The following is a 13,623-nucleotide window of genomic DNA, read 5'->3' as shown; positions in this document are numbered from 1 at the left end:
ACCTACGACACGGGCGGCGGGCACCCCGGAGCGCGACCTGCTTCCAAGGTCATCTTGAGGCCGAGGGAGACCTCCTTGGCCGCGAGCTGGCGGCGGCGGACCTCGCGGCGGACGCGCTTGGCGGGCACGTCGTCCGGCAGCTCGGCGCGCAGGAAGTAGTGCAGCAGGGTGCCGTCGAGCACCTGCTCCAGCCAGACCTCCATCGTGCCGGTCAGGGCGCCGCCGACGGTCCAGCGAAGACCCTGCTCACCGCGGTCCAGATAGACGTGGAGATCGAGATCGGGCCAGAACCGGCGCCAGGCGGAGGGCGGTGCGAAAGCGGCGGCGACCACCGCTCGCGGCACCACCAGGAAGGTCTCGTCCACCACGTCCACACTCGCCACGGCTGGGAAGAGTGCCACGACACGGTCACGGAACACCCCACCGGCCTGGTGTATAGCCGGAATCACAGGCTAAGTTTCCCCACCGGTAACAAACAACCGTCCGGAGGTTGACGTGCGTGAGTTCAGCGTCCCCGCCACCAGCCCCGTGGCTGCCGAGGAGAACCTCACCGACATGGTGTGGGCGAACGCGGAGCGCTTCGGCAACGCCGTCAGCTTCCGCCGCCGCGTCGACGGCACCTGGGTCGACGTCACCGCTCGTGACTTCGCCGCGCAGGTCCTCGCCGTGGCCAAGGGGCTGATCGCGTCCGGCGTGCAGCCCGGTGACCGCATCGGCCTGCTGTCGAAGACCCGCTACGAGTGGTCCCTGCTCGACTTCGCCATCTGGTCCGCCGGTGGTGTCGTCGTGCCCATCTACGAGACCTCGTCGGCCGAGCAGGTGGAGTGGATCCTGTCCGACTCCGCCGCCAAGGCGATCTTCATCGAGACGTCGGCGCACCGCGCGACCGTCGACTCGGTCGTGGACCGGCTGCCCGAGGTGCGCCACGTGTGGCAGATCGAGGGGCCGGGCTCCGACGGGGCCGCGGGCGCGATCGACGAGCTGACGGCGCTGGGCGCCGAGTCGTCCGACGACGACGTGCGCGAGCGCAGGCGCAAGCTCGGCGCCGACGACACCGCGACGCTGGTCTACACGTCCGGCACGACCGGGCGCCCCAAGGGCTGCGAGCTGACCCACCGCAACCTGCTGGCGGAGGTCAGGGGCGCGCTGGTCGCGTTCCCCGAGCTGCTGATGGCGGGCAACTCGCTGCTGGTGTTCCTGCCGCTCGCGCACATCCTGGCGCGCTCGCTGGCCGTGTGCGGCGTGTACGCGCGGGTGACGCTGGGCCACACCTCGGACGTGAAGAACCTCGTGGAGGACCTGGCCTCGTTCCGGCCGTCTTTCGTCGTGGCGGTGCCGCGGGTGTTCGAGAAGGTCTACAACGGCGCCAAGCAGAAGGCCAACGCGGGCGGCAAGGGCAAGATCTTCGACGCGGCCGAGGCGACCGCCGTCGAGTACAGCCAGGCGATCGACAAGGGCGGCCCCGGCCTGGTGCTCAAGGCCAAGCACGCGCTGTTCTCCAAGCTCGTCTACTCGAAGCTCCAGGCCGCGCTCGGCGGTCGCTGCATCGCCGCGGTGTCGGGTGGCGCGCCGCTGGGCGAGCGCCTCGCGCACTTCTTCCGCGGCATCGGCGTGCCGGTGTTCGAGGGCTACGGCCTCACCGAGACCAGCGCCGCGTGCGCCGTGAACACGAGCAAGGCGTTCCGCGTCGGCACCGTCGGCCTGCCGATCGGCGGCACCTCGATCCGGATCGCCGACGACGGCGAGATCCTGATCAAGGGCGACGTGGTGTTCCGCGCCTACTGGAACAACGCCGAGGCGTCGAAGGAGTCGCTGGAGGACGGCTGGTTCCACTCGGGCGACATCGGCGAGCTGGACGACGAGGGCTTCCTGAAGATCACCGGTCGCAAGAAGGAGATCATCGTCACCGCGGGTGGCAAGAACGTCTCCCCCGCCGTGCTGGAGGACCGGCTCCGCGCGCACCCGCTGATCAGCCAGTGCATGGTGGTCGGCGACGCGCAGCCGTTCATCGGCGCGCTGATCACGATCGACCCGGAGTTCTTCCCCACCTGGAAGAAGCAGAACGACAAGGGCGAGGACGTGACCGTCGCCGACCTGGTCGACGACGCGGCCCTCGTCGGGGAGATCCAGACGGCCGTGGACGAGGCGAACCTGGCCGTGTCCAAGGCCGAGGCGATCAAGAAGTTCCGGATCCTGCCCGCGGACTTCACCGAGGCGAGCGGGGAGATCACGCCGAGCCTCAAGCTGCGCCGGACGATCGTCGCGGGCAAGTACGCCGACGACATCACGGCGATCTACACGAGGTAGGGACGAAGAGGGGGGCGGCCCGGCCGTGGCCGCCCCCGGCGGGGCCGTCTTCCGCAAGACGGCCCGAAGTTTAAGACGGGTGGCTCACGATGGTGAGACCGTGAGCCACCCGACCCCCAGTGGATCGCGTATCCGCTGTTCAGCGGACCCGATGAAGTATGCGTCCCGATCCCCCAACCGGGACGTCCCCTAGAGTGCCGTACCGCTCTGTCGTATCGCTGACGCCGCAATGACACCTGCCGTCAGCGCCCGAATAGGCTTGGGGGCGGTGAACGGGTCGAGGGGATTGATCATGGGATCGGCTGGTGAGTTCCGGCTGCTGGGACCGTTGGAGGTCCGCCGGGACGGCCGGGTGGTCCCGATCCGGGCAGGCAAGCACCGCGCGCTGCTGGCGTGCCTGCTGCTGAACGCGAACCGCGTCGTCCCGATCCCCGACCTCGTCGAGGCGCTGTGGGGCGACGCGCCCCCCGAGCGGACCCGCGGGACGTTGCAGACGTACGTGATGCGGCTGCGGCAGGTGCTGGGCGAGCCGTCCTCGATCACCACGACCCCCTCGGGCTACCAGCTCTCCGTTCCTCCCGACCGGATCGACGTGCACCGGTTCACCGCGGGCGCGGCACGGGCGCGCGAGGCGGCCGAGGCGGGCGACCTGGAGGGCGCGCGGGCGATCTGCGTCGAGACCATCGCGCTGTGGCGGGGACCCGCGCTGTCGGACGTGCCGTCGGAGGCGCTGCACCGCCACGAGGCGCCCCGCCTGACCGAGGCGCTGACGGAGCTGCGCGAGCAGCACGTCGACGTGGAGCTGGCGCTGGGCAACCACGAGCAGCTCGTGTCCGTGCTGCGCGGGCTGACCGTGGACCACCCGCTGCGGGAGCGGTTCTGGGCGCAGCTGATGCTCGCGCTCTACCGCAGCAGCCGCCAGGCCGAGGCGCTGGAGGTCTACCGCCAGGTCGGCCGGATGCTGGACGAGCAGCTCGGCGTCGACCCCGGCGAGGACCTGCGGGCCGTGCACCAGGCCATCCTGACCGGCGACCCGCAGCTGGCCGCGCCGAGGGCCGATCCCCCCGAGGAGCAGCTTCCGGGCAGGCTGCCCGGCGACCTCGCCGACTTCGTCGGCCGCGAGGAGCTGGCGCGGCGGGTGGTCGAGCTGATCGCGTCGGAGGACCCCGGCACCGCCGTGCCGATCGTGACGCTGTCCGGTCCGGCGGGCGTCGGGAAGACCTCGCTCGCCGTGCACGTGGCGCACCTGCTGCGCGACCGGTTCCCCGACGGCAGGCTGTACGTCGACCTCCGCGGCTACGGCTTGGGGCCGCCCACCACGACCGTGGACGTGCTGGCGCGGTTCCTGCGCGCGCTCGGCGTGCCCCCGCAGCAGATCCCCCTGGAGGCCGAGGAGCAGAGCACCCTGTTCCGGTCGCTGCTGACCGGCAGGCGGATGCTCCTGGTGCTGGACAACGCCTCCGCGCCGGACCAGGTGCGCCCGCTGCTGCCCGGCGCGGCCAGCTGCCCGGTGATCGTCACCAGCCGCGACGACCTGCGCGGCCTGATCGCGATGAACGGCGCGCGGCGGCTCGCGGTGGAGGCGCTGGAGCCGCCCGAGTCGGCCGAGCTGCTGACCGGGATCCTGGGCGCGGGCTCCGACGGCGCGTCCGTGGAGGAGCTGGCGCGCCGCTGCGCGCACCTGCCGCTGGCGCTGCGCGTGGCCGCGGCGAACGTGGCCACCACCCCCGGTGGCACGGTCGCGAGCTACCTGGCCGAACTGCCCGCCGACGAGCCGCTGGCCGCCGTCGACCTCGCCTACTCCGCGCTGCCCGAGGAGCAGCAGCGCCTGTTCCGGCTGCTGAGCCTCGTGCCGGGGCACGACTTCACCGCCGAGGCCGCCGCCAACGTGGCCGACGTCGACGTGCCGGTGGCGACCCGGCTCCTCGCCCAGCTCAGCAGCGCCCACCTGCTGCTGAAGCCGTCGCCGGGGCGCTACCAGTTCCACGACCAGCTCATGCTGTTCGCGGCGAAGCGGCGGGCCGCGCAGGACGACGAGAGCGAGCAGGAGGCCGCCCGCGTCCGCCTGCTGGAGTTCTACGTCCGGTCCGTCGACCAGTGCGCCGAGCTGCTGTACCCGGACCTGCTGCGGCTGCCGAGCGGCGAGGCGACGTCCGTGCGGCTGCCCAGGATCACCGTCGCGACGCAGGCGCTGCGGTGGCTGGACGGGGAGCGCGGGAACCTCACCGAGGCGATCCGGTCGGCCACCGAGCAGGGCCCGGCGTCGATGTCGTGGCGGCTCGCCGACGCGCTGCGCGGCTACCTGTGGATCGGCAAGCACGTCAGCGAGTGGCTCGTCACCGCCCGCTACGGCCTGCGCGCCGCCCACGCGGAGCGCGACCTGCCCGCCGAGGCCGCGATGCACGGCAACCTCGGCACGCTGCACTGGAAGCTCGGCGAGTTCGCCACGTCCGCGTCGCACTACCAGCAGGCGCTGGAACTGCACCGGTCCCTGGGCAACGCCGCCGCCGAGACGGGCGCGCTGAACAACCTCGGGCTCGTGCACATGGAGTCCGGCGACCTGGCCGAGGCCCGGCGGGTGCTCACGCTGTGCCTGGACCTCAAGCGCGGGCCCAACGGCGTGAAGTCGGGGCACAGCACCGTGTTGATCAGCCTGGGCATGCTGGCGATCGAGACCGGCGACCTGGCCGAGGCGTACACGCACCTGACCGAGTCGGTGAAGATCAGCAGCACGAAGGGGCTCAAGGGCAGCGAGGCCACGTGCCGCAACTTCCTCGGCGTGGTGCTGAGGCTGCGCGGCGAGCCCGTCGCGGCGCTGGAGCAGTTGGAGACCGCGCTGGCGTTGAGCCTGGAGGTCGGCTCCCGCGAGGCCACGGCGCGCGTGCTGGAGAGCACCGCCGTGACCAAGGTGGACCTGGGTGAGCCGGTGGAGGCGCTGGCGCTGGCCGGGCGGGCGCTGGACGAGCTGGCGGAGAGCGGCGACCAGCAGACCACGACCAACGTGCTCGTGGTCATGGCGGAGGCGAACCGCCGGCTCGGACGGCTGCGGACGGCCGACGAGCAGTTCCAGCAGGCGCTGACGAAGGCCGACCGGATCGGGTTCCAGCCCGCGGCGGCGCGGGCGTTGATCGGGCTGGCCACCACGCGGCGGCTGCTGGGCGCGCCGGAGGAGGCCCTGGAGCTGTGCGGGAAGGCGTTGGGGATCGCGCTGGAGGTCGGGCTGCGGATCACGGAGGCGGTGGCGCGCACCGAGTTGGCGGCGATCCACCGCGTGCTGGGGAACGTCGGGGAGGCGGAGGAGCAGGAGACCACCGCGGCCCGGTTGCGCCGGGAGACCGGGCTCGCGGGCTGACGCCGGGCCGTTGCGCTGACGCCGCACGGCTCGTGGAACCGGTGGCGGCCCGGTGGAAGAGGTCGACCAGGAGTGGCCCGAACACCGACCGCGTCGACCGGCCTCGACGCGGTGCGCGACCCGAGGAGCCCGTCCGGCCCGGTTCCGACCGCGGATCGAGCCGGGTCCAGGGCGACCGCGAGGTCGGGCCGGTGCGACGGCTGAGCACGGGACCGCGACCGAGCCCGCCCTCAGCCGTCGACGAGTCCGCGCAGCCGCCCGGCAAGGTCGTCCCAGTTCCACTGCTCCGAGGCCCACTGGCGGCCCCGCGCGCCCATCTTCGCCGCGTGCTCCGGGTCGGCGAGCAGGCCGGCGACGGTGTCGGCGACCTCGGCGACGTCCTGCCCGTCCACGACGCGACCGGTCTCGTGGTCGAGCACCGTCTCCGGTGCGCCGCCCGAGTCGCCCGCGACCACGGGCAGCCCCGTGGCCGACGCCTCCAGGAACACGATCCCCAGGCCCTCGACGTCCAGGCCGCGCCCCCTGGTGCGGCACGGCATCGCGAACACGTCACCCGCGTTGTAGTGGGCGGGCAGCTCCGACCACGGCACGGAGCCGGTCAGCACCACGTGCTCGGCGACGCCGGTGGACGCGGCCAGCGCTTCCAGCCGGGACCGGTACGGGCCGCCGCCGACGATGAGCAGTGCCGCGCCGGGCACCCGGTCCCGGATCGCGGGCAGGGCGCGGATCAGCACGTCCTGGCCCTTGCGCGGCACCAGGCGCGACACGCACACCACGACGGGCCGGTCGCCGAGGCCGTGGCGGGCGCGCACCTCGGCGCGGGCGGCCGGGTCCGGTCGGTACACGTCGGTGTCCACTCCGGACGGCAGGTGCTCCAGCGGTGCCATGCGGCCGAAGGCGGCGGAGAACCGGGAGCGGGTGTACCTGCTGACGTAGGTGACGACGTCCGCGTCCGAGCCGATGCGGCGCAGGGCCTGGCGGGCGCCGGGGAGCATGGACCAGCCGACCTCGTGGCCGTGCGTGGACGCGAGGACGCGCTCCACGCCCGCCCTGCGCAGCGACGGGCCGAGGAGGGCCAGCGGGGCGGCGGCTCCGAACCAGACGGTGTCGCACCCCTCGGCGCGGACGACCTCGGTGGCGCGGCGCAGGACGTCCGGGGTGGGCAGCATGAGGCTGGTGGGGTGGCGGACCACCTGGAACGGCTGGGCGGCGTCGAACTCGGGGTGGCTGCCGGTGGGCGAGTCCCACGACGGCGCGTAGACGACCAGGTCGTCGGCGGGCAGCCGGGACGCGAAGGCGTGCAGGTAGGACTGGATCCCGCCGGGGCGGGGCGGGAAGTCATTGGTCACCAGGAGGGTCCGACGCACCCGCTCTACGGTACCTACCGGAAGAACTCGGTCCGCAGGAACTCCCGCCAGCCCTCGGTCAGGCCCGCGCGGTCGGTACCGATCGCGGCGCGCAGCACCCCGTCCACATCGGACTCCTCCGCGGCGAGCGCCCGGTACAGCGCGATCAGCCCCTGCTCGCCGAGCAGGCCCGCGAGGTAGCGGTTGACCGACCACGCCTCCTGGTAGGCGAGGTCCATGGCCGGACCGCGGAAGTCGGCGTCGGACGGCAGTTCGGTGGGCGGGTCGGTGCGCACGCGCGCGGCCAGCGCGGGGGCCGCCCTGGCCGCCGGGACGTCGCTGCCGCGGAACCCGACGTAGTCGGCGAAACCCTCCAGCAGCCACATGGGAGCGCCGTCGGCGGTGTTGCCGCGCACGGCGACGTGGGTGATCTCGTGGCGGAGCAGCACGCGCAGGGAGAGCGGGGACAGCGCAGTGGCGCTGGCGGGGTTCAGCACGACCCGCTGGCCCCTCGCCGTGTGCGCGACCGGGTCGATCTGCTCCGCGACCGCGACCCCGGCGATCGAGCCCACGGCGAACGAGGGGCCGACCAGCGCGCTCATCTCCTCGGGCCCACCGGGCACCAGCACGGCGACCTGCCGCGGCCACGCCGTGCCCCACACCTCGGTGACGACGGCGACCGCGCTGTCGAGTTCGGCGAGGACCCGCGCCGCCAGCGCCTCACCGCCGGGATGGCTGAGGACGAGCCCGGCGGGCGAGGTCAGCACGTGGCACGGGCCGAAGTCCCACGGGCCCCGCCACGTCTCCCCCGCGGCCGTGTCGGACGCCAGCAGCCACCGGTCGCCGTGCCGGGCGAACAGGTAGCCCATGGGGCGGGTGCTGGCCTCGGCGTCGACGCCGCTGAGCCGGTACCGCAGCCGGACGGCGGGCGCCCACAGCTCGTCGGCGGCGGGCCGGGCGGTCGGGGTGGTCGGGGAGGTGGCGTCGACCTCGTAGCCCCACTCGGCGAGCGGGACGCCCGCGAGGTTGTGGAACAGGTCGCGCTGCTCGCCGAGGAACACGGGGTCGGCCGGGTCGACGGTGGCCAGGAACGCGGCTTCGTCGCGGTCGCGCAGCGCGGCGGCGCGACGGGCGAGCAGGGCCGTGACGGCGGGTTCGCGGACGTCGGCCGCGGCGGGGGCGGCCGGTGGCGGGGGTGTCGACGCACCGACCGGCTGGACGACCTGCGCGAGTCCGGCGAGGAACGTCGCGACGATGGCCGCGACGAGCACCGCCCGTACCCGTGATGCGGTGAAGGCCACCACGCCGAGGGTAGTCGGTGTGGTGGCCTTCACCGGTTCGGACGTGTCAGCCCGCGATGCGCCGGATGGACGAGATGGAGCCGGGCGCGTCGATCGAGGTGATCTTGACCGGCACCCCCTCGGTCGCCGCGTGCACGATCTCGGTGTTGCTGATGGCCAGCCCGACGTGGCTGAAGCCGTTGTAGGCGATGATGTCGCCCGCCGTGACCTCGGCGCGCGAGACCGAACGGCCCGCCGCGCCCTGGCCCTGGCTGGTGCGCGGGATGCTGATGCCCGCGTTCTGGTAGGCCTTCATGACCAGCCCTGAGCAGTCCCAGCCGTCCGGACCGGTGCCGCCGTAGACGTAGGCGTCACCGCGCTGGAGGAGTGCGAACGCCACCGCCGCACCCGCCGCGCCGGACGGGACGGCGATCTCGCCCATGTCGCCCGAGTCGGTCAACGTCTTCTTCTCGGTCCCGGTCAGCTTGTTGAGGGCCGCCTTGACGTCCTTCTTCTGGGTGTCGAGGTCGGCCGCGCGCTTCTTGATGTCCTCGGTGATCTTGATGGCCTCGTCGTTGGCCGCCTTCGCGCGGGCCTGGGCCTCGATCGCCTTGCTGGTCGCGTCCGACGCCTGCGCCACCGCGCCCGAGAGCTTGTCGAGGGCCTCGAAGTTGTCCGAGGCGAGCACGCCGAGCGCCGACATGCGGTTGAGGAAGTCCTGCTGCGAGTCGCTCACCAGCAGTGCCGAGAGCTGGTTGAACCGCGCGCCCTCGAAGGACGCCTCGGTGAACTTGTCGACCTGCTGGCGGAACGTCTCCTCGTCGGCCTTCGCCTGGTCACCGACCTGGGTGGCCGCCGTGACGTCGGCCGTGGCCTTGTCGAGCTCCTCCTGGTTCTGGGCCTGCTTCTCCTCGGCCTGCAGGAGTTCTTCGTTGAGCTTCGAGGCCTGCTCGGACAGCTCGTTGTACTGCTTCAGCGCCTCGGAAGCGTTCGCCGGGCTGTTCGGCTGGGCCACCGCTGACGCGGGGGCGATGCTCGCTGCCACGGCGGCAACCGCAGTGGCTGCGATCGCCCCGCGCATACCGCGCTTGAGTCGTTGCGACGCCACAGTCGCGCATGTCTCCTTCGTGATGAACCGCCTACCGGGGGCTGACCGGACTCGAGGCGCGCGGGGCGCGCCGATCCGTCGTGCAGCCCGCAGATCGATCTTGTCCGGCACGGCTCCCCGACGGGCCGATTCGGCGGTGATCCCGTGTCGCCGCCCAGGATGGACGGCCACCTGCCACGAGGTCTCGGCCAGGTTACGAAAAGTGGCGGCCCGCGTCCACCTGGTGATCGAGAAAAAATGCACAAGCGTGACCTTGGGTCCCCGGACACCGCACGCGGAAGTGAGAAAAGCCTCAAACCCGACCGAGTCTGGCCAGCAGTACCGCCGACGGCACCGGGTGCGCGCCGCGCCTGCGGACCGAGTCCGCGACCGCGCGGTCGGACGTGACGACCACGACGGGCCGCCCCTCCGGCTCGGCCGTCACCAGCGCCCGGATCACGTCGTCCGCGAGCACGCCGGGGTCGCTGAACAGCACCCGAACGCCCCTCGGGGCGGCGGCGGGCACGGCGACCACGCCCGCGCCGTCGAACACCAGCGTGACCTCGGCCCCGGTGCGCGCGGCCAGCACGGCGAGCTGGTGCACGAGCCGGTCGCGCTGGTCGGACAGCGGCAGGTCCGGGTAGCCGGTCTTGGTGACGTTGTAGCCGTCCACGATCAGGTGCACGGCGGGCAGCGCGAGCAGCCGGTCCAGCGCGGCCGGGTCCTCGACCCGGCCCACCGCGCCCTGCGCCGCGCTCGCCCCGCGCACGAGGTCGGCCGGACGCGGCCCCGCGCCTCCGAGCGCGAGTTCGCGGCGGAGCCCGTTGACCGCGCCGTCGAGGGTGTCCACGAGCAGCGCGAGCCGGACCTCGTCGGCCTGCCGGGCCTCGCGGGCGGACTGGCGGGCGACGTCCGCGTCCGCCTCCGCCCGCGCCGCCTTGGCCCGCTCGGTCTCGGCGCGCTCCCGTTCCCGGTCGCGCTCGGCGGTCAACCGCACCAGCTGCACCCGCGCCTCGGCTCGGGCCTGCTCGACCTCGGCGGCGGCCGTCTCCGCCCGGTCCTTCGCCTCCTTGAGCCGCACGCCCTGCTCGCGCAACCGCTTGCGCAGGCGTTCCAGCTCGACCTCGGCCTCCTCGCGGATCTTCTCCGCGAACCCGGCCGTCTGGGCGCGCTCCTCGCGCAGCCGCTCCAGCTCGGCGTCCATCCGCTCGGCCCGCAGCACGGCCGCGTCCCGCTCCAGCCGCAGCGCCGCGTCACCGGCCCGGCGGGCCACCAGCTCCACGTAGTGCGGCGCCGCGTCGTCGCCGAGCAGCACCGCGGCCGAGGCGGCGGTCACCGGGTCCGGCGCCGTCAGCTCCAACGTCGAGGGCCGGTTCTTGCGCAGCCACTCGACCACGGCGGTCCGGAAGTTGGCCGACGACCTCAACCCGGAGATCAGCGCCGACCCGCCCAGCCGGGCGCGCTTCGCGGGCGCGAACCGCGCCACCGACCGCAGCTGCTGCGGCACGTCCACCTTGGCCATGTCCCCGAGCGCGTCGGCGGCGAGCTCCGCCAGCCGGGACCGCAGCCCGTCCGGCAGCCCACCCCAGTCCACAGTGGACTCAACAGAGGGCGCCCGCTCGGCGTCCACCAGCTCAGGGGCCGCGGGCTCGTCGGGTTCGGGGTTCGGGTCGTGCACCGGTACAGGCTACGGCGCAGTGGTGACGAGCACAGTGTTGGATGGCGCGCGGTGACGCCGCCCGACGACCCTCGATCAAAAATGTCGTACCCCTCGATTAACTTCCGCGTCGTGAACGCGCAACTCTCGTTCGACGAACTGGGCACCCCTCTTCGCGACACGACGTTCGTGGTCTTCGACCTGGAGACCACCGGGGGCAGCGCCACCGACGACGCGGTCACCGAGATCGGCGCCGTGAAGATCCGCGGCGGCGAGGTGCTGGGCGAGTTCGCGACCCTGGTCGATCCGGGTCGGGGCATTCCGCCGCAGGTGGTGGCCCTGACGGGCATCACCCAGCTGATGGTGACCGGCGCTCCGCGGATGGACGAGGTGCTGCCCGCGTTCCTGGAGTTCGCGGCCGGGGCCGTGCTGGTGGCGCACAACTCCGGGTTCGACGTGGGGTTCATGAAGGCCGCCTGCGAACGGCACGGGTACCGGTGGCCGAAGCCGAGCGTGGTGTGCACGGTGCGGTTGGCCAGACGGGTGCTCAGCCGCGAGGAGGCGCCGAGTTGCAGGCTCGGGGCGCTGGCGCAGCTGTTCGGCACCGAGACGACCCCGACGCACCGGGCGCTGGACGACGCTCGGGCGACGGTGGAGGTGCTGCACCGGCTGCTGGAGCGGGTGGGGCCGCTCGGGGTGCAGTCGCTGGAGGAGCTGCTGGCCTACCTGCCGGAGGTGACGCCCCAGCAGCGGCGGAAGCGGGAACTGGCGGCGCACCTGCCGCACGAGCCCGGCGTGTACCTGTTCCGGGGGCCGAACGAGGAGGTGCTGTACGTCGGCACCGCGTCGGACCTGCGCAAGCGGGTGCGGCAGTACTTCACCGCCAGCGAGGGGCGGGCCCGGCTGCGGGAGATGGTCGCGCTCGCGGTGCGGGTCGACTCGGTGTCGTGCGCGCACTCGCTGGAGGCGGAGGTGCGGGAGCTGCGGCTGCTGGCCGCGCACAAGCCCGCGTACAACCGGCGGTCGAAGAACCCCCAGAACGCGTGGTGGCTGACGTTGACCGAGGAGGCCTACCCGCGGCTGTCGATGGTGCGGGAGGCCCGCACGGGGGCGCTGGGGCCGTTCCGGTCGCGCCGGGCGGCGGAGACGGCGGCCGACGCGGTGCTGGAAGCGCTGCCGATCCGGGCGTGCACGCAGCGGATCCCGGTGAAGGCGCAGCGGGGCACGCCGTGCGCGCTGCACGAGCTGGGGCGGTGCGCGGCTCCGTGCGCCGGGAAGCAGACGGCGGGGGAGTACTCCCCCGCCGTGGTGGCGCTGCGGGAGTTGATCGCCGGCCGGGACGTGGCGCCGCTGCACGGGCTGGTGGCGCAGCTCGACTCGTACGCGTCGGCGCACCGGTTCGAGGAGGCCGCCGGGCGGAGGGACCGGATGGCGGCGTTGATCCGGGTGCTGGACCGGGGGCAGAGGCTGGCGGCTCTGGCGGCGCTGCCGGAGGTCGTGGCCGCTCGGCCGGACGGGGACGGCGGGTGGGAGTTCGCCGTCGTCCGGTACGGGAGGTTGGCGTCCGCCGGGGTGGCTCGGAGGGGGACCCGGTACCTGCCCGTGGTGGAGGCGTTGGTGGCTTCGGCGGAGACGGTGGTGCCAGGGGACGGGCCGCTGCGGGGGGCTTCGCCGGAGGAGGCCGGGTTGGTGCTGCGGTGGTTGAACCGGGCCGGGACCCGGTTGGTGCGGTGCGAGGAGCCCTGGGCCTCGCCCGCGGCGTCGGCCGGTGGGTGGCGGGAGTGGGTGGAGTTGGCCGACGCCGGGAGGGACCAGTACCGGGAGTACGACCACTGAGGGTTCCGGGGAACCGGGTGACTTGTCGGGTGACTTCCTGGGTGACTTGTCGGGTGCAGTCGGGTGCAGTCGGGCTGTTGGTCCTGGGGACAGTCGCCCCGCTCGCTCAAGTGTCTCGAGCTTCACCCCCGTGTTGTCAAGGCGGGAAAGATGCCTTGACAACACGGGGGTGAAGCTGAGGGCGCTGGGGATCGGGGGGACGGGGGAAGTGCGGGCGCCTTCTTCTTGGGTGCTTCCGCTTGGTTCGTGGTGGGACGGTTGCGTGCTGCCGCTTGTGGTGATTCCGCTTGGTCGGTGGCGGGCTCCGCGGTGGGCACGGTTGCGTGTGGTGCGGGTCGGTTGTCGGCCGCTGGGGCCGTGGTCGGTCCTTCTCGGGTGGACGCCGTGGCTGCTGTCGTGGGCTCTGGCGCGACCTGGGTCGCGTTGCCCTCTAGCATTGCCCGCACACCATCTGACTAGGAGGACCCCGTGATCAACGCGATCGTGCTGATCCAGGCCGCTGCCGAATCCATCCCCGAGGCAGCGCAGACGATCGCCGAGATCGAGGGCGTCACGGAGGTGTACTCCTGTGCTGGTGATGTCGACCTGATCGCCATCGTGAAGGTGGCTCGGCACGAGGACCTGGCCGAGCTGGTGCCAGGGCACATCAGCAAGGTGCCCGGTGTGCTGAACACCGACACGCACATCTCGTTCCGGTCGTACTCCAAGCGGGACACCGAGGCGGCGTTCTCGATCGGGCTTGAAGAAGGCTGATCGAG

9 protein-coding genes are annotated in these 13,623 nt (G+C 73.0%); 4 read left to right on the top strand and 5 right to left on the bottom strand.

The window, feature by feature from the left end:
- Positions 1 to 2: 2 nt before the first annotated feature.
- The gene (locus AC156L_RS42010; protein WP_330879382.1) at positions 3 to 383 is read right to left on the bottom strand and encodes a polyketide cyclase / dehydrase and lipid transport; all 381 of its coding nucleotides are present in this window, start codon (positions 381 to 383) and stop codon (positions 3 to 5) included.
- Between the two features lie 112 nt (positions 384 to 495).
- Here AC156L_RS42010 and AC156L_RS42005 point away from each other — a divergent pair, with 112 nt between their 5' ends.
- Both AC156L_RS42005 and AC156L_RS42000 read left to right on the top strand, forming a co-directional pair.
- Entirely contained in the window at positions 496 to 2,307 is a 1,812-nt protein-coding gene (locus AC156L_RS42005; RefSeq protein ID WP_330879381.1) for an AMP-dependent synthetase/ligase, read from the top strand.
- Between the two features lie 292 nt (positions 2,308 to 2,599).
- Complete coding sequence (locus tag AC156L_RS42000) at positions 2,600 to 5,659, top strand: AfsR/SARP family transcriptional regulator (protein WP_330879380.1); 3,060 nt, start codon at positions 2,600 to 2,602, stop codon at positions 5,657 to 5,659.
- Between the two features lie 230 nt (positions 5,660 to 5,889).
- Here the strand turns inward: AC156L_RS42000 and AC156L_RS41995 are convergent, their stop codons facing one another.
- From AC156L_RS41995 to AC156L_RS41980, 4 genes are all read right to left on the bottom strand, one after another.
- Complete coding sequence (locus AC156L_RS41995; RefSeq protein WP_330879379.1) at positions 5,890 to 7,026, bottom strand: glycosyltransferase family 4 protein; 1,137 nt, start codon at positions 7,024 to 7,026, stop codon at positions 5,890 to 5,892.
- A 14-nt stretch (positions 7,027 to 7,040) separates the two neighbouring features.
- A complete protein-coding gene (locus AC156L_RS41990) occupies positions 7,041 to 8,306 on the bottom strand; it encodes a hypothetical protein (RefSeq protein WP_330879378.1) in 1,266 nt (421 codons plus the stop codon).
- Positions 8,307 to 8,352: 46 nt separating this feature from the next.
- The gene (locus tag AC156L_RS41985; RefSeq protein ID WP_330879377.1) at positions 8,353 to 9,330 is read right to left on the bottom strand and encodes a C40 family peptidase; all 978 of its coding nucleotides are present in this window, start codon (positions 9,328 to 9,330) and stop codon (positions 8,353 to 8,355) included.
- 355 nt (positions 9,331 to 9,685) lie between these two features.
- Positions 9,686 to 11,050: an NYN domain-containing protein gene (locus AC156L_RS41980; protein WP_414720051.1), complete on the bottom strand. Its 1,365-nt coding sequence runs from the start codon at positions 11,048 to 11,050 to the stop codon at positions 9,686 to 9,688.
- A gap of 111 nt (positions 11,051 to 11,161) precedes the next feature.
- On the opposite strand from AC156L_RS41980, the gene AC156L_RS41975 reads away from it, so the two are divergent.
- Both AC156L_RS41975 and AC156L_RS41970 read left to right on the top strand, forming a co-directional pair.
- Positions 11,162 to 12,865, top strand: a complete 1,704-nt coding sequence (locus AC156L_RS41975) for a DEDD exonuclease domain-containing protein (RefSeq protein ID WP_484407840.1) — start codon at positions 11,162 to 11,164, stop codon at positions 12,863 to 12,865.
- A 468-nt stretch (positions 12,866 to 13,333) separates the two neighbouring features.
- Complete coding sequence (locus AC156L_RS41970; RefSeq protein WP_330877751.1) at positions 13,334 to 13,618, top strand: Lrp/AsnC family transcriptional regulator; 285 nt, start codon at positions 13,334 to 13,336, stop codon at positions 13,616 to 13,618.
- Positions 13,619 to 13,623: the final 5 nt, after the last annotated feature.

The sequence above is a fragment of the Umezawaea sp. genome (genome assembly GCF_057122925.1).
The sequence above is the reverse complement of the archived record's forward strand: the minus strand, read 5'-3'. Positions and strand labels throughout refer to the sequence as shown.

Coding starts and splice junctions, on each gene's coding strand:
- AC156L_RS42000 (WP_330879380.1), top strand. CDS start 2,600: ATGGGATCGGCTGGTGAGTTCCGGCTGCTGGGACCGTTGGAGGTCCGC.